At 60.0% G+C, this 19331-nt stretch carries 20 protein-coding genes and 2 tRNA genes; 6 read left to right on the top strand and 16 right to left on the bottom strand.

What is annotated here, in order from left to right; all coding sequences use genetic code 11:
- Positions 1-2: 2 nt before the first annotated feature.
- Together IPM54_24840 and IPM54_24845 are read right to left on the bottom strand one after the other, a co-directional pair.
- Positions 3-608, bottom strand: a complete 606-nt coding sequence (locus IPM54_24840; protein ID MBK9263018.1) for a carboxymuconolactone decarboxylase family protein — start codon at positions 606-608, stop codon at positions 3-5.
- A 2-nt stretch (positions 609-610) separates the two neighbouring features.
- A complete protein-coding gene (locus IPM54_24845; GenBank protein ID MBK9263019.1) occupies positions 611-1150 on the bottom strand; it encodes a peroxiredoxin in 540 nt (179 codons plus the stop codon).
- Positions 1151-1260: 110 nt separating this feature from the next.
- Here IPM54_24845 and IPM54_24850 point away from each other — a divergent pair, with 110 nt between their 5' ends.
- On the top strand, positions 1261-2196 hold the full coding sequence (locus IPM54_24850; GenBank protein MBK9263020.1) for a LysR family transcriptional regulator: 936 nt from the start codon (positions 1261-1263) through the stop codon (positions 2194-2196).
- Here the strand turns inward: IPM54_24850 and IPM54_24855 are convergent.
- The gene (locus tag IPM54_24855; GenBank protein ID MBK9263021.1) at positions 2193-4409 is read right to left on the bottom strand and encodes a hypothetical protein; all 2217 of its coding nucleotides are present in this window, start codon (positions 4407-4409) and stop codon (positions 2193-2195) included. The two genes, IPM54_24850 and IPM54_24855, sit on opposite strands and share 4 nt — an antisense overlap.
- Before the next feature lie 501 nt (positions 4410-4910).
- Here IPM54_24855 and IPM54_24860 point away from each other — a divergent pair.
- Entirely contained in the window at positions 4911-6026 is a 1116-nt protein-coding gene (locus IPM54_24860) for a hypothetical protein (GenBank protein ID MBK9263022.1), read from the top strand.
- Between the two features lie 48 nt (positions 6027-6074).
- Here IPM54_24860 and IPM54_24865 read toward each other — a convergent pair whose 3' ends face one another.
- The 3 genes from IPM54_24865 to IPM54_24875 form a co-directional block, all read right to left on the bottom strand.
- Positions 6075-7415, bottom strand: a complete 1341-nt coding sequence (locus tag IPM54_24865) for a hypothetical protein (protein ID MBK9263023.1) — start codon at positions 7413-7415, stop codon at positions 6075-6077.
- Between the two features lie 313 nt (positions 7416-7728).
- Positions 7729-9150, bottom strand: coding sequence for a hypothetical protein (locus IPM54_24870; protein MBK9263024.1), 1422 nt, complete (start codon positions 9148-9150; stop codon positions 7729-7731).
- A gap of 16 nt (positions 9151-9166) precedes the next feature.
- Positions 9167-10753 (bottom strand): hypothetical protein, encoded by a 1587-nt coding sequence (locus IPM54_24875; protein ID MBK9263025.1) that lies wholly within the window; start codon positions 10751-10753, stop codon positions 9167-9169.
- Positions 10754-11009: 256 nt separating this feature from the next.
- On the opposite strand from IPM54_24875, the gene IPM54_24880 reads away from it, so the two are divergent.
- Together IPM54_24880 and IPM54_24885 are read left to right on the top strand one after the other, a co-directional pair.
- Positions 11010-12350: an ankyrin repeat domain-containing protein gene (locus IPM54_24880; protein MBK9263026.1), complete on the top strand. Its 1341-nt coding sequence runs from the start codon at positions 11010-11012 to the stop codon at positions 12348-12350.
- A gap of 117 nt (positions 12351-12467) precedes the next feature.
- Positions 12468-12540, top strand: a tRNA-Arg gene (locus IPM54_24885).
- Positions 12541-12804: 264 nt separating this feature from the next.
- Here IPM54_24885 and IPM54_24890 read toward each other — a convergent pair.
- The 10 genes from IPM54_24890 to IPM54_24935 all read right to left on the bottom strand — a co-directional run bounded on the left by IPM54_24890 (position 12805) and on the right by IPM54_24935 (position 17723).
- On the bottom strand, positions 12805-14334 hold the full coding sequence (locus IPM54_24890) for a site-specific integrase (protein MBK9263027.1): 1530 nt from the start codon (positions 14332-14334) through the stop codon (positions 12805-12807).
- Complete coding sequence (locus tag IPM54_24895; GenBank protein MBK9263028.1) at positions 14331-14639, bottom strand: hypothetical protein; 309 nt, start codon at positions 14637-14639, stop codon at positions 14331-14333. Before IPM54_24895 ends, IPM54_24890 begins: the two co-directional genes overlap by 4 nt.
- On the bottom strand, positions 14636-14905 hold the full coding sequence (locus IPM54_24900; GenBank protein ID MBK9263029.1) for a hypothetical protein: 270 nt from the start codon (positions 14903-14905) through the stop codon (positions 14636-14638). The genes IPM54_24895 and IPM54_24900 overlap by 4 nt, the downstream gene beginning before the upstream one ends.
- Positions 14902-15135: a hypothetical protein gene (locus IPM54_24905; protein ID MBK9263030.1), complete on the bottom strand. Its 234-nt coding sequence runs from the start codon at positions 15133-15135 to the stop codon at positions 14902-14904. Before IPM54_24905 ends, IPM54_24900 begins: the two co-directional genes overlap by 4 nt.
- On the bottom strand, positions 15132-15584 hold the full coding sequence (locus IPM54_24910; GenBank protein MBK9263031.1) for a hypothetical protein: 453 nt from the start codon (positions 15582-15584) through the stop codon (positions 15132-15134). Before IPM54_24910 ends, IPM54_24905 begins: the two co-directional genes overlap by 4 nt.
- On the bottom strand, positions 15574-16386 hold the full coding sequence (locus tag IPM54_24915) for a PD-(D/E)XK nuclease-like domain-containing protein (protein MBK9263032.1): 813 nt from the start codon (positions 16384-16386) through the stop codon (positions 15574-15576). Before IPM54_24915 ends, IPM54_24910 begins: the two co-directional genes overlap by 11 nt.
- A gap of 15 nt (positions 16387-16401) precedes the next feature.
- Positions 16402-16522 (bottom strand) — tRNA-OTHER (locus IPM54_24920).
- Positions 16523-16732: 210 nt separating this feature from the next.
- A complete protein-coding gene (locus IPM54_24925) occupies positions 16733-17071 on the bottom strand; it encodes a hypothetical protein (GenBank protein ID MBK9263033.1) in 339 nt (112 codons plus the stop codon).
- Positions 17068-17391 (bottom strand): hypothetical protein, encoded by a 324-nt coding sequence (locus IPM54_24930; GenBank protein ID MBK9263034.1) that lies wholly within the window; start codon positions 17389-17391, stop codon positions 17068-17070. Before IPM54_24930 ends, IPM54_24925 begins: the two co-directional genes overlap by 4 nt.
- A gap of 11 nt (positions 17392-17402) precedes the next feature.
- Positions 17403-17723, bottom strand: a complete 321-nt coding sequence (locus IPM54_24935) for a hypothetical protein (GenBank protein ID MBK9263035.1) — start codon at positions 17721-17723, stop codon at positions 17403-17405.
- A 97-nt stretch (positions 17724-17820) separates the two neighbouring features.
- Between IPM54_24935 and IPM54_24940 the strand changes: the two genes are divergently transcribed.
- Entirely contained in the window at positions 17821-18237 is a 417-nt protein-coding gene (locus IPM54_24940) for a helix-turn-helix transcriptional regulator (GenBank protein MBK9263036.1), read from the top strand.
- 327 nt (positions 18238-18564) lie between these two features.
- Positions 18565-19308, top strand: a complete 744-nt coding sequence (locus IPM54_24945; protein ID MBK9263037.1) for a hypothetical protein — start codon at positions 18565-18567, stop codon at positions 19306-19308.
- Positions 19309-19331: the final 23 nt, after the last annotated feature.

Genomic DNA, 19331 nt, shown 5'->3' on the forward strand with positions numbered 1-19331 from the left:
GTTTATCCTGGCCCAGCAGGGGCTCCGTGTTCGTGGCTCGACGTTCCGTCATCCTGGTGCGGGTGCGTCGTGGACTTGTGCGCGTGTCCGGACGCATCGAGCGCGACGGCAACGCCGTGAATCGTCGCCGCAATTCGCACGGCGTCGTGCACGTGCTCCTCGGTCAAACCACCTTCGAGCACCACTTTTTCATGTGCTCGCACGCACGTCTCGCACCCATTGATTGCGCTCACGGCCAGACAAACCAGTTCGAAGTCGACCTTGTTCGTGGCCGGTCTGGCAATGCGCGTCATGCGAAGGCGCGCGGGTTTTTCCGAGTATACCGATTTGCCGATCATGTGTCGAAATCGGTAGTACACGTTGTTCATGGCCATCAACGACGCTGCCGCGAGCGCATCGTCGACGACCGCTTCATTCACTTCACGCCGAGCTTCTTCGATGACGGCATCCCGCAATGCCGGCGATCGTGTGGCGATTGCGCACGCAGCCGCCACACCCCACCGTTGCTCGAGCGTCAGCGAACCGGATTGCATCACCGATTGCAAATTCAACCGCAGGTCTTTTGCGGCTTCCGGAAGCGCGTGACGGACTGATTCGAGCGTAAACATGGCTAGGCCGCCTCCAGCGTCGGTTGGCCTTTCGTCCAATTGCACGGGCAGAGCTCGTCGGTTTGCAATGCATCGAGCACCCGCAGCACCTCGTTCACGCTTCGTCCGACCGACAGGTCGTTCACCGTTGCGAAACGAATGATCCCATCCGGATCCACGATGAACGTCGCTCGCAGCGCGACGCCTTCCTGCTTGTGGAGAATCCCGAGCGCGCTCGATAGCTCACGCTTGGTATCTGCCAGCATCGGGAAAGGCAGGTGCTTCAAGTCCGCATGGTCTTTGCGCCACGCCAAGTGGACGTAATGCGAGTCGGTGCTCGCGCCGAGAAGTTGTGCATCCCGGTCGTGGAAATCGCTGTTGCGCCGACCGAATTCGGCAATCTCCGTGGGGCAAATGAACGTGAAGTCCATAGGCCAGAAAAACACCACTTTCCACTTGCCAGAAAAACTCTCGTTGGAGATCTCTTGGAACTCCTTGCCTTTTTCAGTCGAGACGACGGCTTGCAGTTTGAACTCGGGGAATTTGTCGCCAACGGTCAACATGGTTGCGTCTCCTTCGTTACTTGAGTTGCGGCGCCGGCCGCGTCCTGAGCACATGATGGGGCGTCGCTCGTGATTGTTCCAAGACAAAGAAGTGATAAGATTGATAGCCCATGACTATCAGTGCGTCGCATGCTCCTCATCCCTTCACGCTTCGGCAATTGCAATACGTGGTTGCCGTGGCCGAATCGCTCAGTTTTCGCAAAGCTGCCGAACGTTGTCATGTTTCGCAGCCTTCGCTCAGTGCGCAGCTCGGGCAGCTCGAGGAGGCGATTGGGGTGCGTCTTTTCGAACGGGACCGCCGGCGTGTGCTTCTCACGGAGGCGGGCAAGGAGCTGGTCGAGCGGGCGCGGCGGCTTCTCGTCGAGGCGGACGATTTCGTGGGGGCGGCGAAGCGAGCGAGCGATCCGCTCGTGGGGGTGATGCGTATTGGAGTCATTCCGACGATTTCCCCATATCTCTTGCCGAGCGCGACGCCTGCGCTGCGGGCTTCGTATCCGCGTCTCATGACGATTTGGCTCGAAGACAAAACGGAAGTTTTGGTGCGCAATTTGGATGCGGGGCTCATCGACGCGGCCCTGTTGGCGCTCGAAGCGGACCTGGGCGATGTCGAATCGGATGTCGTTGCGGTCGATCCGTTCGTGCTCGTGGCTCGTCCCGATGACCCGCTGGTCGCGAAATCGCGCCCGGTGACGCCCGGCGAGCTCGTCGACACGAATGTATTGCTTCTCGATGATGGCCATTGTTTTCGCGAGCAGGCGCTGGCGGTGTGTACTCGAGCCAAAGCGCACGAGCTCGAGTTTCGCGCGACGAGTTTGTCCACGCTCGTGCACATGGTGGCTGGAGGTGCTGGTGTCACGCTATTGCCGGAGCTGGCCGTGGCGTTCGAGGTCGAGCGTGCGGGATTACGCGTGCGGCCGTTTGCTCGACCGGCGCCTCATCGGACGATCGCGCTCGTGTGGCGCAAGCGGTCTCCGTTTGGCGATGCATTGAAGAAGATTGCCGCGACGATGCGCGGTGCGTATCCGGGGGCGTTGGGTAAAAATTAGGGTTTCCCCAATGCAAAGCGAATTCGGCGCTGGCCGGATCGAGCATCTTCCCATGCCACGATGACCGAGCCTGCTCCGTCGCCTGCGATGACCGGTGCCGTCTGGTGACTTGCGCCGTCGCCCCCATCGTCGATGCGCAGCTCAGTGCCGAAATTCGCGCCTGCGTCGATGCTCGTCGACAAGTAAATATCGGCGCCGAGCGTCCGATCGTCCTGCCAAACCACGGCCAATTTGTTCGCTCCGAGCGGCGCGAATCGTGGTGAATACGCACTTGCGTCCACCGAGCCGAAGCGGCGACTCTGGCCAATGGCCGAACCTGCGACGAGCGATACTCGGGGAGCTGCATGTCGATTGCGAAGGCGCACGTCGCTCCATCCCACGGCGAGCGTCGACGGGTCCACATTCGGCAAGAACATGGCGAAAGCATCGTCGTGCAATCGTTCGGGAGCTTCGGAGCCGTCGTCGATGCGCACGGGGGCGGTGAAGGTCGAGCCGTCATCGGTCGATCGTGACAGAAAAACATCCCAATTGTTATTTCGGAAATCGACCCATGCTACGGCCACGTGATTTGCGTTTGCCGCGACCGTCGGGGACCATTGATTGTTGCGGACGTCTCCCGCCGGATGCGCTTTCATCATTTCGATGGGACTCGTCGTGAAGGCCAGCGTGCCTTCGGGCGCTTTTGCGAGCATGACGCGTTCATTTCCCGACGAACCATCCACGTAGGCGAGGAAAACTCGACCGTTCGAGCTTGCAAGGGCTGGTCGCCATGAATCCGGAGCTGCTGCTTCCGAGGGCAGATAGACTGGCATGCCAAACGTTTTTCCGCGGTCCATCGAAATCGAACAGGCAATACGGCTGCCCTGTTCGTCGATCTCTTGCCAAGCAGCGTACACGTAGATGCCGGACGTCAGGACAGCCGGCGAAATTTGTGTTTTGTTCGATGCTGCGACGGCGTGCGGCATGCCAAACGTTTTTCCTTGATCCTCGGACGTCACGGCGACGATGCGGGTTTTTCCACGCGCGCCTTCTTGAAAGACCACGACGATGGGCGACGTATTGGTCCAAGCCACGGCCGCATTGCTCTGTTCGGCTTGACCAACATTGGAAATCGCGCGGCTCGGCCCGAGCGCGCCGGGCGGGCCATCGGTGATCGGGGATGAGGGTTTGCCCAGGTCCGCTGCAATGACTGCTTCTTTGTATTGGTTTGCCCTTGGGCCACCTGGCAACAGCTCTTGTCCGAAAGCTCGGAGCTTGGCCCTGCGAGCGTCCAGCGTTGCCGCGGGGTCTTCTTCGATGGGATCGGCAATCACCCACGGCGCGACGGCGAGCACGCCGCCTTCTTCCGTTTGTCCAACATAAGCACGTTGCAGCTCGCCGGGCACCGGATCACCCACGATGATCGATTGTCCATCGAACGTCATGTCGAACAAATTGCCCGTCAGATGTGAAACGACGCCGTGCCGGTAGGCTCCGTGTTTTCGTACGGCGGCCATTGCGCTTTGGCTGAGAATTTCGGGCGCCCATACATTTGGCTCACTCGGCTCTTCGGGGATCGTCCAACCGGAAAATGCTTCGGGCTGAACGAACGTATCGGCGCCGAGTGCAGCGAGTCTATCGACCAGGTCGGGCATCCATGCATCTTTGCTCGTGAAGATGCCGAGCCCGAGGCCTCCGATTTCGATGGGTAAAGCGTCGCGCAAGGGTCCTGGTGTCAGAGCGAGGTCATTTTTTTCGCTTGCAACCAAGTAAGGTTTCTTTCGCATTGCGACGAGGGATCCGTCCGGAGCGTGCACGAATGCTGAATTGTAGACGGCGGGGTCGCGCGCGACGTACACGTACGACACGTTTTTCAGGTCGGGATCGGCCAGGGCGGCGATTTCCGTGGGGTCGGAGCTTTTTTCGACGAGCCCGCTCACGTTGGTCGATGCGATGACCCAGGCCCCGAGCTCCTGGGCGATCAGGGAGTTCGTCTCGTAAAACGCACGCCAAACCGTGTCGGTGATGCCGAGCTCGATTTGGGTAGGTAGCGGGACGTTGGGCCATTTGTCTTTGTAGAACTGAATGGGCTGAGTGTATTGGCCTCCGAGCGCCAGGAATGCGGCGAACGCCGATGTGGAAGCTCGAGCTGCCTCGCCGCGCGATCCGATGAATGCGGCGGGGAGGCCCGTGTTTTCTGGGAAGACGATAATGTTGGAACGATCGCGGGCCAAGCACGGGGCCACGTGGGTACGTGTCAGTTCGACCAGGTGTGTTTGGTATGATTCGTAACTATCGAAACGTTCCGGGGAGATGCGTGGTTGTATGGCGAAAACGCGAGCGGCGGAGGGATCGGCGGGGGGTTCTGGGCAGGTTGTATTATTGTCTCGACGGTCGAGGTCTTCACCGCACCCGACGAGAGTGGAGGTGAGAAGCAGAAGAATTGCGCCACGCATGAAAGTGAGCGTAACCCGGTGGATGGTTTTGGGGCAACTTCCCGCGCGACGTTTGGGCGAAGCGATAAGGAACTTCACGACCGCCGTATACGGATCTTCCTGAATTGTATGAGCCGAAGTGTTGGCGAGCCACGTATTGATTGTCGAGACAAACGGTGCACGACGGGGCAATCTGCGTTCCTCAATTTGCGCGTTGCGTGAATCGTGTAGCTATCTTTGGACTTGCCACGGAGGGGTCATCCATTCATCATGGGGGCTACTCGTGCGCGGGACGTCCTCGTGAACCTTTCGACCCCGACAATGAAGAAAGCTCGGTTCGGTTTGGGAATGAGTGCGCTCGGGTTTGCGCTTGCGTGGCCGAAGTTTGCGCACGCCGATCAGGTCGATACGCCGCCGCATCGGCTCGAGTTGAGTGTCTCGCCGGGCCTATCAAAATGTAATGATTATGACTCTTTGTATGGAATCATCACGAACTGGGTGACGAATCCATCGATTGATCCGACGGCGAAGCGCAAGGTCGTGGTGACGATCAAGCGGCGTTTCGATGGGGGTAAGAAAGTCGATTTGTCCGTCTTGGATCCGGAGGGGATCCAAGTGGGTGGTCAATCGAACGAGTACCCGGCGTCCGAGGAATGTTTCAAGGTGCTGTATTGGGCGGCATTCGATGGGGCGTACCTCATGCGGGCGACGATTCCGCCGGAAGAACCCGATGATGCGGACGAAGCCGCGGACAAACTCCAGGTTGGTACGGACAAACTTGTCGAACAATCAGAAAAAAAGCCTCCTGTCCATCAGGAATCGCCCGATCCTGCGAAGCCGTCGGATCCCGAGCCGTCGTCGACGCCGATATGTCAGACGCGCGCGTCGACGCAGAACGCTCGATCCAGCCGCCATTTGGTGATTGGCGGTGGCCTCTTGGCCATGACGCGTGTCGTGATGCCTGGACTGCGTATTGGCGTCGGGCGTTCCATCGGGCCGCTCACGTTCGAGCTCGATGCGCGAATATTTCCACCGCTCGTTCCGGCCGAGATGGACATGGGTGCGCAGCAGCGAGTTGCCGTGCGGTCGCACGCGTATCTCGGAGCCTTCGCCGTGTGTGCGCGTAAAGCGCCGCTCAGCGCATGTGCGGTCGCCATGGGAGGCGTGTCGGCGAACGACTTCAAGGCGTCGTTTGCGGACGAGCGGTTTTCCCGTGCGGACTTGGATGGTCTGTTTTCCGTCGGGCTACGCACCGGTGTCGAGATTCCGGTCAGTCCGCGATTTGCATTCCGGCTGGACGCGGAAGCTCAACTTCCGCTGTATCAACCAAAGTCATTTCGTTGGGATCAAACCCCCGAGCAGAATGCGTTCATCCCGATCTTGGCTGGGTTTGTCTCGTTCGTACCTTCGTTCTAGAAGGTTGGGTCGTGGTTCGGCGCGACGAACCACGACCCCAGTGCGGGCTCACATGTCGGTCGCGACGCAACAGACGGTGAAGGGCTTCTCGAGTTTCACGTCGCCGATCGGCTGGCCACCCGAAGGCGCGCAGGCACCGAGAACGTTCTCGACCAACTCGACCGCCTTGCTACCCACCGACATGCCCGGATTGATGAGGAAGCACTTCGGTAGAGTGGAATCTTCATACGTCAGAGCTGCGTATTCTGCCGATGGGGTGCACATCCCGTCGGTGAAAATCTGGTACTTGCGCGTGCAAGATGCTCCTTCGACAGGACCGCACGAACACTCCGAGCAGACACGCTGGTCGTCGATGTTTTGGTAGTAGAGATTCTTTTGAGGCCATCCTTCGGGACAGGCATGGTCGCCTTCTCGCGCGACGCACGCCATGTTCAGAGGAATCTCCACACAGACGTTTTCGCTATTGACGCCACACGTGGGCAGGTCCGCAGCCTGTTTGTCAATGCAAACGCGACCGATCGGCACGTCGGGGCCGCCGCTCAGCGCGTTGTTGTGGAGTTTTGGTACGGGCATCTCCTCGGGCTCTTTGACGAACGGAGCACAAGACTTGTCGATCTGTTCGACCTTCGGAGGCGCAATGGAGATCGACTTCGCGCAGAAACCCTCCGTGCCGCAAAGCTTGCCTTCGGGCAGTGCCTTCTCTCCGTTGCAGGTTCCATCCCAATCGGGAGAGGGAGAAAAATCCCACTTGACGCCCGCATTGAAGTCGTCACACCCGCGCGAGCTGATGGTCCACTCCGGGGACAAACCGCAGACGCTCTTTGGTGTAGAACAGCCGCATTCGAAGCACGTGGGAGGTGGAGGTTCGCCGTAACCCTCCATCATGATGGAGTCTTCGGGGCATGCGGGTATTTCGATGTCCCACCCATGATGAAGCGTTGCCGGCCCCATCCAGCCTTCCGGGATCTTCGGCACGCATGTTCCAATGGGACAAACAGCCGAGCCAGCGTCCGTGCCACCGTCCTGCCGCCAGAACTTGCTCTTGCAGAACTCGGGTTCTTTGAAGTGCTGTTCCGCGACATCGCCACACCACACTTCCGTGGGACATTCGCAACACTCGATGGGTTGTCCGGGTTCGCATCCCGTACGGCAATGCGCAGGCACTTCCGGCCACCCATCGGGGCACATGTCCGGCCATGGGCACGGACAACATTCTTTTGGAATTGCAAGCGCTCCGTCTTCCGTGCTCGGGCACATGGGTGACCACCGCCAGTGGTCGGCAGGATCGGCACTCATGTATCCCGGGCACGCCGCGAGTAGCAAAAGGGCGATCGGCGCGCCAAACCAGTAGATGAGAGAGCGGCGTGAAGGTGCGTTTCGACGAACCATAACCGACTACATACACAGCTCGCCGTGGACATGCCAGATTTTTGTGACAAACTCGTTTGTACAGTGCCGCGTTTCTTCCGACGCCGGTGGAAGTTTGCTAACCGGTGGCAAACCGGATATTAGTCGGACAAACGTTTATGTTAGTCGGACAAACTGTAAGTTGAATTGCGAATTTGGCGCGCCGATTCTCGCCCGCGTGGACCGCATCACCGAGCGTTTGTCCGTGGCGATTCGAAACGCATTTGTCAGGGATGAAGCAATCGTTTGTCGAGCCAGTGCACTGATGGCTGAACAGGCGGGAGGTATCCCGGGATCACTTGGGTGGCGGAGGACTGCATTCCCCAAGCGCATCACAAATGAGCGGCGGGCAGCAATCTTGATCCTTCGTGCATGGCCCGCACGTACCGTCGGCTCCGCATGCAGGCATCGGATTGACGCAATCGCCGCAATCCGTACACGGTTCGTCGCCGCCTTGGCACCCCGGAATCTTCAATATCCCCTCGTCGTAATGCACCTTCACCTTGCCCGACGAACTAATCTTCTTGGCGAATAGAGCGCCCCACATTTCGAGGTCGTTCGTGATGTTGAAGACCGCGTTTGGCAAGTAAAAGTTCGCCGAAAGATCGAGCTTGCCGGTCATCGTCACGTCATTGCCAGCAATGTAGATACGTGTCGATTTCGGTGACGTCATCGAACCAATCGTGGCGGCATTGTTCAAAAACACCGTGCCCGTCACGAATAAATCGAGCTCGGCGCCCTCGGCAAGCTCGATGGTCAAAGGGCCCGACATGTTGATGTTGCCATCCACCGCAATGACGGTGCGTCCCTGCAATCGCAACGTGGCCGGGTTGTTCACGACGATGCCATCGAAATAATAACGACCACAAGGAAGCGTGATATCCTTGGCGTAATTGGGCATGGTCGTGAGCGCATCGGTGAGGATCATGTTCGTCAAGTTGTCGTTGGATCCTTTGAATGCCGCAACGATTCCCGCAATGTCGACGGGATCTTTACAATCGCAGGGCTCGGGTACCGTGACGGGACCAATGGAAAAACCACCGAGCTCGTTGACTTGATTGACGTTGGACGTGATCGGCGTATACATCTTGCCCGACACCGTGAGGAAGTTTGGCGGGCCGGTGACCTCGGCGCCAAGGTATGCATCGCTCTTGGCCGTTGCCGGAGCGCCGACGTGCGACGTGCCAGCAATGGTCATGTTTTGCAGGACGTTATGCGAATTCATCGTATCGAGCGCGCCGCCGACGATGAGCGCTCCTTGAATGTCGTTCGGCGCCGAAGACGTGTAGTTGCCATTGACGCCAACCGAGCCGCCCGCAAGCGCTTGACCAGGCTTGGCAGCGTCCATCGAATCGGTATCGACCGTGTTTTGCGACGTGAGATCAGTGCACGAGCACATCGCAAAAAGAAAAACCTTTTTGCCGATGTCTCCCGTGCAATCGGTCGTTCCAGGGATGGGAATCGCTCCTTTGCCCGCGCAGAATTCTTCGAGTCCCGCGTCGATGACCGATCCCGAGCTCGAAGACCCCGAGCCGCTCGAGCTCGACGCGCTGGAGCTCGACGGAAATAACACGCCACCTTCGCCGCCTGTTCCGGAAGAACCCGTGGAAGAAGATCCGCTCGACGCATTGGTCGACGAATTGCCAGTCGAGGAACAAGCGGCTGGAATGCCGAATGCCATGACCCCGACGATCAAATACACGATGGTTCGATTCATGATGGATCCTCGATTGCTACGCTGCTCGCTTTTGACCTATGCGAGCCGCTCGTTGTTTTCGTCTGCGCCGAAAGAGTACCATTGCCGCCTGCGCGAACGCCACCGCCATTGGCGTCACGTCGCCATTCGAGCTCGTGCGACAACCACACCCCCCCGGATCGCTCGCATTGCCGCCACCAGCGCCTCCACTGCCGCCAGCGCCGCCCATGCCTTCGCCACCAGCGCCGGCTCCACCACTGCTGGTCGATCCGCTCCCGCCCGTGCCGCTCGAAGATTGGCAAACCACCGCAGGTTTGATCTCGGCAGCAAGTTTCCAGCCGGGATTCGTTCCGGCGCCAGCGTACGCACCGCGATGGGTAAAGGTTTTTCGCGGACCACCATTGAAATCACATATGTGTTCCGGGTCATCGGCAAACGGAGCCGCATCGATGGGGCTCGTTTCCGCTTTGCCCACCAGCGGATAGAAGTCCATTTCGCCGAGGGCGACCGACGGCTTGTTGACGAAATTGGCCGCATTTCCTGCCGTGTCGACGAGGTTCGTTCCGAGGCCCACGAATGGCCCATCGAATGCCGTATCGGCAAACACGAGGTTCCCGCTGACGACGTCACCTTCGGCCGGTTGCGTGCCAAGATAAACCGCTCGTTTTGCCGCGTAAAACGTATTGTTATACACGCGAGCGCCGAGGAGCGGAAAACCGTCGTGTGGGGCAAGGTAAAGCGCTGCGTCGGATGCGTCCACGAAGATGTTGTCGTGAATGGATACTCGGCCGGTTGCTTGAAGAAGTGATTCGCTTGCATTGTGCACGAAGACGTTGCCATACACTTCGACGAGCGTTTCGGCGCCGAGGCCGCTTGGAGGTGGACCGCCGAGGAAAACGTTGGGCCGTACCCCATCGGGGCTCGGCGTGTCGTCTTTGATGAAGACGTTGTGACGAAGAATCGTTCGAGGTGCGTTTTCGGCCGGCAAAGCGGCGTGCATGGGCCAGGCGTTTTGATTTTTGATTTGCATGTTGTAACCAATCGTGTTGCGCACCAAATTGTATTCGATGATGCCTCCAACGAACGGTTCCGCGTAATTCGAATTGCCGAGATACAGCCCCGTGCCAGCGCCGTCGATCACGTTGCCGCGAATGATCCAGCCGTGCGTCGGCGTTTTCGTGGAAATGGCCACCGTCTGTTGTGAAGCGTTTTGGCCGACGAACGTGCAACCTTCGACGCGGATATGGTGCACCACGTTGTTCGAGCTTCCTTTGGCGCTCACTCCGAAAACGCCATCAATGCCTTTGCCGTCCACCGTGATGTGCTCGATGGCGACGTACGACGAGCTCACCAATTCGACGGTATTGCAGCAGGCATTGCCTTCGAATATCGCTCCGGGCCCGGATGGTGGGCCAGAAATGGTGATCCAAGCAGCATCCGTGCCGTTCAAGCCGGTAATGGGTAAGCCTTGCGTATAGGTACCCGGATCGAGCACCAGTCTGTCGCCGGGCTTCAATGACCCGAGCAGGCTCAGGTAATTCGACGGGTTTGCTTGAACATCGGCCGCGGATGCGGTACCGGCATACAGAAGGATTGCAAAGGCGAAGACCAGGCATCGTAGCATGAATCCAGGCTACCATGACGATGGGCAGCAAAGCAATCATTGCATTCATCGATGTTGCCCGAAAGTAACGACGAAACCGTGTCGAATCACCGTGAGCATGATCGTAAGGCTGGAACACCGGATCGGCTCGAGGACCGAAACGGTTGCATGACGTACTATTTTCCCTGCATATCGATGGCAAAGTAGAATGGTCTGATGCAAAAATGATGGTCGACCTGGTGGTGAAGTTTGACGCATTCGATTGACGTGTGCGTAGATGGGTCTATGGTTTGGTATGCCTTTGAGCATCGAGCGCGTCGTGGAGTTGCTTTCGCAATCTGAGGAGGGGCATGTTTTCCCGGACGAGCTGCGTGGCAAGCGGTATGTCGTGGTTCATGGGCTCGATCCGGATTCGATGCGGGACCCTCCGGACGAGGATGATGCATTTTACGAAAAGGCGAAGGATTGGATTGGGCTGCGCGTCGTCGGGGAAGTTGCGGATTTCGAGGGTGCGCTTCGTCTTTTGTGGGAATCCATCGAGGCGCTGAAAAGACAGTTTGCGCCGGACGAAGAACAGAGTGGCGATTCGTGGCAAGAGCAGCTCACGAAGTGGCTCGAGGAGGGGCCGTGGGGCGTACCGGATGACGAGATTGCGGCGGCAACCGATTTCGGGATCAATTTGGCCAAAGAAATGTTTCCGATATCGCGCTACGAGTTTGCCGTGTATGGGGAGGCGCCCTACGAAGGCGAGAGTGCTGCGATTCTCGAGTTACCGCCGAAGGTGACGCTGTCCGGGAAGAGCAGGAATTTGTTTGCGGCGTGTCGAAAGAACGACATCGAGCGGGTGCGCGAATTGATTGCAAAGGGTGCTGATGTTCGAGTGGCTGATGCGCATGGAGATTCGCCGCTGCATCATGCCGTAGGGCATCGGAATCGGGAAATGGTCGAATGTTTGCTCGATGCGGGGGCTGATCCCGATGCGAGTCTTCGATTCGGGCATGCTCCGGTATTTGCCAAGCGAGTATCGCGGGGGCGGACGATGCCGGCGACGAATCAATTCGACGATGAAAACCATTTTGGTATTGCGTGTTTGCTCGTCGATAGGGGTGCGAGTCCGTCATCGACGCGTCCGAATGGTCAGACGCTCGTGGATGTCGCAGCCAATGGTTTGCCCATGAACGAGCGGTGGGTGAGGCACTTCATGGGTTTTGGGGTATCATCGTGTTTGCTTCGTACGGGTGGATTGCATCGCCGGCCGCTCGACAATTTGCTTTCGGCATTGCATTTTCGATCGGCGCACGAGCGGGCGCGTGTTCCTGACAAGGTGCGGCTTCTGGGGTGGCTTGGTTGTGATCCGAACGAGACGACGAATACGTATGGGAAAACGACGCCTGTGGAGGAGTGGCTGACGACGGGTTATTCGGAGAATGAGGTCGAGCCGGCGGTGATTGTGGGGATAGCGCGGGCGTTTGTGGAGATTGGGGCTCGGGACGAGGTAGGTTTATCGGATGAGCGGCGTCCGAGTGAGCGGGCGGAAATGTGGGGCAAGCGGGATGGGATGCATCATTATGCGGAGGCGGCGCGTATTTTGAGGAGTGGTCGGGAGCCGAAGGCATGACGCGAGGGAGGTGGTTGGCCGCGCGCGAAAAAGTTTGCGGAAGCACATTTGTGGTGCTCATGTCGAAGACACTTGACGAGCTGTCTTGTCCGCGTAGGATTCGTCGAGTCTCGGCCCGCCCCAGTGGCTCAGTGGATAGAGCAGCGGTTTCCTAAACCGTTGGTCGCAAGTTCGATTCTTGCCTGGGGCGCCTAGTTTCGTGGGCGTTTTAGGTGTGGGGGGGGGGGGGGGGGGGGGGGGGGGGGGGGGGGGGGGGGGGGGGGGGGGGGGGGGGGGGGGGGGGGGGGGGGGGGGGGGGGGGGGGGGGGGGGGGGGGGGGGGGGGGGGGGGGGGGGGGGGGGGGGGGGGGGGGGGGGGGGGGGGGGGGGGGGGGGGGGGGGGGGGGGGGGGGGGGGGGGGGGGGGGGGGGGGGGGGGGGGGGGGGGGGGGGGGGGGGGGGGGGGGGGTGCCAGTTTCAGCAGATCTTGCCGTGCCGCGGAATCGTCGCGCGGCATGAGCAACCGGCACAGTGGGGGCGCAGGGCGGAGGGGCTAGGCCCTTTGCGACCGTGACATAGTTCGGAGGTCCGCGGGGGGGCGCCGACGGGATTTTGGTCCAAGGCCACCCCTAAACCCCGGACGGCCGGCGCGTTTTTCGGCCTTTTGTAAAAGGTTCCCGTGTACGTCCGGTCTTCCGTCGGGGAGGGCGGCGTGCCTCGAGAGCGAGGGGTGCGGTCAGGGGGGCTCCGGGCCGCAGGAATCCCATCGACCGGCGAGCGCGCATCACGATCGCCAGCATGAACCAATTGATGTCGTCCTGATCCATTTCGCACCTCCACAGCGATCCTTGCGACAGCCTCGAAATCTGATTCGAACAACTGCCCCGCTACCTCGTAGTGTTCCGCCTCGACATCGCCAGCGTGTCCCATGAGGCGCTGGCGTTGGTCCTTTGGGACGCTGGCGGCCGCCAACCACGTCGCAAAGCATCCGCGTAGCCGGTGAAACACGAGACCATCGGGTACTGCGATGCCAAGCCCCGCGAGCTCGCGACGCAGCCGCTTCGCCACCTTCGGGCGCCATGCCTTCCCCGACGCGGACGGCACCAGAAGATCGTCGGGCTGTGCCACATGGCAGCACCATCGCTCCCGCTCGATCCGCAACCACTCGGTCAAGAGCACGGCGAGCGCCGGATGAACCGGCAAAATCCGCGGGCGTTCTTCGCTCCCTCGATGTTCGTTCTTCGTCGGCCCAATCGAGGCGTACCCTTTCGTCCCGAGCTGCTGCACGGCCTGGCAAATCCGGAGCGCGATAGGCTGCCCGTGCTCGAGCACGACGTCCTTCACGCGAAGCCCAAGCGCCACCCCTGCCTCGAGGCCTGCGAGGCCCGCCAACGCGCACAGCATGCGGAACCAAAACGGCACGGAAGCCGCAAACAGCAACATCGAGAACGCCGCCAGATCCAAAGAAACCGGAGCGTGTTTCTTCGACGCGGGGAGCTCGTCGAGCACAGCTTTCGCCGTCGCGACACGATTGTCCGGTGCGTGCCTCTCGGCGTGAAGATCGGATAGCAGCGTTGCCAACGTCGACAGTCGGTTGCCAATCGAAGATCGGGCGTCGCCCCTCTTGCGCATCGCACGCACCCAATCGCGCACTTTCGGCACATCGATGGCTTCGACTGCCAGTTCGCCGAACGCGGGCAGGATGTGCAGGCGCAGGAAGCTTTCGCGGTCGGCCTTCGTCTTCTGCGCCAACCGCTCGTCGTTCTGCCACAGCTCGAGCACGATGGGGGCGAGCTCGGCAAGTGTCTTCGGCGCGACGACAGCAGGAGCATCAGACTTTCCTCCGAGCTGCTCGGTCGCCCATTGTTCTGCCTGCTTGCGCGACCGTGGGCCAGGCGCAACCGACTGAGGCACCGTGATCTGGCGCTGCGTTCGACCTTCTGCGCCGAGGCGAATAAGCCATCGGTGCTTCGAAGGCGACCAAAAGACAGAGTGCCAGGTGCTCATGATGGCATTGCGTCCAATTGCGCAGTCACCATTTGGCACTTCTCGGTCAACAGCATGAAGAACTTGTCGCCAAGGGATTCAATGGTCTCGCCGTCGCGTGTCGCAGCCGGCAAAATCGCGACCATGATCGTCGATGCGACTTCGATTGCCTTGTCGACTCCCATGTCGAGCCGGACGCTGCTCGAGCCCTCCCCAAGCTCGATCGCGACGCCTTCATCCGTCGAGACGACGAAGATCCCAAGTTTGGAACCACGGTCCTTCGCTTTGCGCCGATCACGTGCTGTGTTGATTCGTTTTCTGCTCACGACTTCACCTCTGCGAATGTTGCTCGCGCGGCCAAGCACGCGCCGCACTTCGTCACGTGCCCTTCACCGCCGATCAAATCCTCGATTCGATGACCGCACGGAATGACGCGCTCCTGAAGCTCATTCAGCACATGCGCGCCCTTCCTCCATGCTTCTGCATCGTCCAGAATCGGGGGCAATAACTGGCACAGCTCTTGTTTCTCTCGCCAATTGGCAATTCCGCCCTCCAACAGGGCAACGATTTGCCGCGCACGTGCAACACTCATTGCAGTGTCTCCGTATGAAATACGTGTGGCATCGCCGGCGCCGCTTTCGGCCGCGTGTGCTCGGTGATCCATTGCCGTGCACGTGCCACCTCAATCCGCGTCGCCTTGCCGTACCCCGTGGCAATGCCCTCGGCTCGCCACGCGGGCAACCATTGCGCCACCGTGCTCCGATGGTAGTCGAGGAGCTCCCCGAACCCTTTCGGCGATAGGAAGCGCGGAATATCCGTCACGACTCGCCCTCTCCATGCACCTCGGCCATGAACTCCGGCGGCAACGGCTCGGGGTCTTTTGCCATCTCGTCCGGAATCTCGGTAGCATCGGGGTTTGCGTGCACACGGACGCGAATGCACTCGACCATGCCGCCGCTTTTGCCCTTGCACGTCGTCGGGTACATGGTGATTTCGCGGCCCTTCCATTCGCGTACAATGAGCGATCCAATCGCCGCTCCGATTTGTCGCAGCACGGTTTTCCCGACAACCCACCGCTTACCCAAACGACGCCCATTGCGCGCCAACATGGTGATGCATGCCTTGCGGTCCTTTCGACCCCCTTGCATGACGAGGTTCTCGTATTCGACCTTTTCGATCACGACCGTGACATCCCGGCCTTGGAGGTCCGCGGCCTTGACGTACTGCGACGGATACACCAGCTCCAAGTGGCCCGTGATTTCAGTCCCCATGCTCATCCTCCAGTTCGATATCAGGCAGTCCATCGGTGATCGCCCAATCGGGCAATTGCAAATCGAGCATCCCGTCGATGCTGTGCCCGCCCACGCCCGGCCATTGCCCCGATTCGCGGCACCGTGCGAGCGTGTCTAGCCATGTGAGCACTTTGCGCTTGCCTACCTCGAGCACATCTTCCCCGACGCGATAGACGGCCACGTCGTAGGGCGGCGCGTTTTCGAGCGCAATCGTCACGACTGGGGGCCGACCGTATCGTTCCGCTTCGAGGCCCATGCGATAGAGCGCAATCTGCGCGTGGTATAGGCGACGCGCGTATTCGTGCGCGAACCGGCCGGGGATGATCGCCCGCGTTGTTTTCAGCTCGACGACGGTGCCATCCTTCGCAATCCAGTCGATGCGCGCCTTGCACTGGACGCCCGCGACCTCGAAGAAAAGCGACTCCTCTCCTTCACCCGCATTTAGCAGCTTGCTCGCCGCTGGATGCGCATGCACCGCATCGCGCATGGCCATTGCTCGCTCGTATGCGTCCGGCGAGAGAATGATGGCACCTTCGTGTTCGGCCTCGAAATCCTCCCACTTCTTGCCTTGCCGCCTGCCATCGTAGGCGATGATTTCCACGGCATTGGGGTCCATCACGAACGCGTGCACGGCCCGGCCGATTCGGAGAGCGTTGGTGTCCTTCTTCTTGGTCTCGCGATGGTACGCGAGCGGCGAAATGTCGAGCAGCCGCAATCGCGAGAAATGCTCTCGGTCGAATGCCACGTAATCAGCAAACGAAAGGCCGTGAAAGAGGGTCACTTCATTGCCTCCAAGGGGAACGGACCGGATTCGAACCGGCGACCTTCGTGTACGCTCCGACCATGGTGCCTTGGCAATTGCCGCTGCTCCAACCCATGCGCGCCCTCACGATGCTCTGCCGCCGAGCTACCATTCCCAAACGACCTGCCATGTCGAATTTCAAGGTTCATCGGCACTACACGACAAGCCATTTCACCGGGCACCATGTCCGATGGTGGAATGCGCAGGACTTGAACCCGCCGGACGCCGCACGCGCACGAGAAGAAAAGCTCAGAAGACCCGTGCACGTTGTCCCGCATTCCAGGTGCTGCGCTCGTCGTTGCCCCTGCGCAGCTCGAGGCGAATCTCAATCGTCTTCGCTCGTTATGTTCGACGTGTCGACCTCGCTCGCCGGTTGCACACGGCGCGACGCGCGTGCTGCCACGGTCAGCAACATGATTCCATTGCGCATCGCCATTCTCACGAGCTGCTCGGCGTCTTCGGAAACCGTGTTCCCGTAGAGCACGTCCGAATAGCCGTCCAGTTCGGCGCTCACGCATTCGACGATTGCAAGGTCCCCGTCGATTTCGTCAGCACCGTCCTCATCAGCAATCTCATTGGCTTCCGACACGAGTGCCGTCAGCCGCTGTTCGCCGACGAGCAACGCAATGAGATCCGAGGCCGTGACAGGTTTGTCGCCCTTCACGCCGCCGCTCCCACTGCCGACGTCGCGTCGACTCGTTCCACACGCTCGTGCCGAATGTCTTTCGTCGAGCGCACGTCGTAGCCAAGACGCTCCTCGTTCGCGTCCACTTCGACCTCGGTGACGAAAAGGTCCGTGACCGAGCGCGGTTCGTTGCCCTCGATGGGTTCGCCTCGTTGGGCCTTGCCCACGTACATCATGAGCCGCTGATTCGCCTCGTCCAACGTGCGCAATCGAGCCGGCGAGCCATCCGGCCAAATCATCGTCCGTTGGCCATTACGCTCTTTCACTTCGACCTGATACAACGTCAACAAGCTCGGCATCGCTCCCTCCATCAAATCGTCAAACCAAGCGCCATCTCGCTCATCGCGTGCACCAGCCCAATGAACTGCGCACGCGTCCCAACCCACGGATTCTCGTTCCCCTCGATGAGAATCGCTACCACGCCGCCAGCGTGCTCGTTCGGGTCCACTCGCCTCACCATGATGAGGTCCCCGAACCGGTCACCCACGGCCACCCGGTCAACGGGTTGCCCGCCTTGGGCAACCTCGCTCACGTGTGCCGCCTGGATGCGTGCAGCATCCGCATGAGCTTCAGCATCCACTTCGTTCGCCCGTCCATCGCCGTCCTCCTTGAAGTAAGCCCGCATGTCCAAGATAGACGTTGGTCTATCGGTAGTCAAGCGACAAAATAATTGACCGGACGAATTTTTTCGGTGATGGTCCGACGCGTCATGTCAGAGCTTGCAGATCGTGTCTGGTACGCCTTCACAGCCTGCCCCGGACGAGAAGGGCGAACCGCCTCCTTACAAGGAAGTTGAGGACTCGGTTGGGCTCTCAAACGGCACCATCTCCAAGCTGCTGATGGGTGCTCGCAAAAGCGCAACGCACCAAACAGCCGTTCGACTTGCAAAAGCTCTTCACGTCTCATTGGATTGGCTACTTGATGGCAAGGGCGAGCCGCCAAAACCCACGGGGCCCGTCCCGCCACGTTTGCCTTACTTGATTGAAGCGGGCGATATTACCAAGCCAGCACTAGGCATCGAGTCGCTGAAGTCGGTTGCTCTTGCTGTCCAGTACGTCTATTCCGCTGCACAGGAGGATCCAACGGCTGACCACGTTGAACTGCTGTCCAAAGCGTTCATCACGGCTGCCCGTGGACAAAAGTAGTCGAAGGATTTGTGACGCTTGACTACCGATAGACCAACGTCTATGATGGACGTTGATGGATACCTTTCGACCTGCACGTAGTCGTGCTGGCCGGCCAGCTCGAAAAGCGCCGTTAGTGCAGGACACCCTTGGTGCCCGGCTCTTCGCTTTGATTTGGTACGGCGAGCGCACTACGATACATCGCGCTCTGATTGAGGAGTTCGGCTCCTACAACTGTTCCAATTGGGCACGGCGAGCACGACGACCCGCGGCCGACTTCCGCATCCGCATCAAACGACTCACTGGGATCGACGTTGAAGCATGGTCGACTCCCGCGGGAGGCGTGTCGTGAGCCGCAATGGATGGTGGGAACTGGCCGACGTCGCCCAAAAACTCGGCTTTGCTCAACACCATGACTGCAAGGACCTCGTAGACAGGCTCATCCGTCGTGGTTTTGTCGCCTCGGACCAGTATTCAGGTGGTGGCCTGAAAAGGGCCTTGGTTCACCAACGGGTGAAGAACCGCGAACGTGTTGGCCTTGGTCCAAGCACTGCGAAGGGCGGGCGTCCTCGCGAGCTGCTCTACCTTTCACCCGCGGCGGTCATCGTCGTCGCCTCGCATGCGCGCACGCCTGAGGCCGCGGCGTTCCGGCACCAGGCCATCACGAAGCTGCTCGAGCAGGCCGAGCAAGTGATCGCGCTGCGTGGCGAGCTGCAGGAGCTCCGCGGCCGGGTCGACCAGCTCGAGCGAAAACCGAAGCAGCTCATCGGCCCGGACATGCGCGAGATTCGTGTTCGCGGGTTCCGCATGCTCGTCGAGGCTTTGGGCGAGCTCGAGCGAACCGTGAACGGTGCGCTTGCTGGCCGTGGTCTTCGAGCCCGAGAAATCTCGAATCTGATGCGAACGGATGACCCTCGAATCGTGCGATTTCGCAATGCGCTCGAAATGCTCGAGGGACACACGAACTTTTCGTACCACCAGCTTGGATTGCTCCTGCGAGAGGCGCGCCGATTCCCCGAATTGGGGTTGTGCGCGCACCTCGACCGCGACGAAGTAGCACGTTGGTTTGTCGTGTCAACCGAAACGCATTGACGCGCCCACGCGGCGCTCGAGGT

The sequence above is a fragment of the Polyangiaceae bacterium genome, assembly GCA_016715885.1.
Taxonomy (GTDB): Bacteria; Myxococcota_A; Polyangia; order Polyangiales; family Polyangiaceae; genus Polyangium.

Coding starts and splice junctions, on each gene's coding strand:
- IPM54_24840 (MBK9263018.1), bottom strand. CDS start 608: ATGTTTACGCTCGAATCAGTCCGTCACGCGCTTCCGGAAGCCGCAAAA.
- IPM54_24845 (MBK9263019.1), bottom strand. CDS start 1,150: ATGTTGACCGTTGGCGACAAATTCCCCGAGTTCAAACTGCAAGCCGTC.
- IPM54_24850 (MBK9263020.1), top strand. CDS start 1,261: ATGACTATCAGTGCGTCGCATGCTCCTCATCCCTTCACGCTTCGGCAA.
- IPM54_24865 (MBK9263023.1), bottom strand. CDS start 7,415: ATGGTTCGTCGAAACGCACCTTCACGCCGCTCTCTCATCTACTGGTTT.
- IPM54_24870 (MBK9263024.1), bottom strand. CDS start 9,150: ATGAATCGAACCATCGTGTATTTGATCGTCGGGGTCATGGCATTCGGC.
- IPM54_24875 (MBK9263025.1), bottom strand. CDS start 10,753: ATGCTACGATGCCTGGTCTTCGCCTTTGCAATCCTTCTGTATGCCGGT.
- IPM54_24880 (MBK9263026.1), top strand. CDS start 11,010: ATGGGTCTATGGTTTGGTATGCCTTTGAGCATCGAGCGCGTCGTGGAG.
- IPM54_24890 (MBK9263027.1), bottom strand. CDS start 14,334: ATGAGCACCTGGCACTCTGTCTTTTGGTCGCCTTCGAAGCACCGATGG.
- IPM54_24900 (MBK9263029.1), bottom strand. CDS start 14,905: ATGAGTGTTGCACGTGCGCGGCAAATCGTTGCCCTGTTGGAGGGCGGA.
- IPM54_24910 (MBK9263031.1), bottom strand. CDS start 15,584: ATGGGGACTGAAATCACGGGCCACTTGGAGCTGGTGTATCCGTCGCAG.
- IPM54_24930 (MBK9263034.1), bottom strand. CDS start 17,391: ATGCCGAGCTTGTTGACGTTGTATCAGGTCGAAGTGAAAGAGCGTAAT.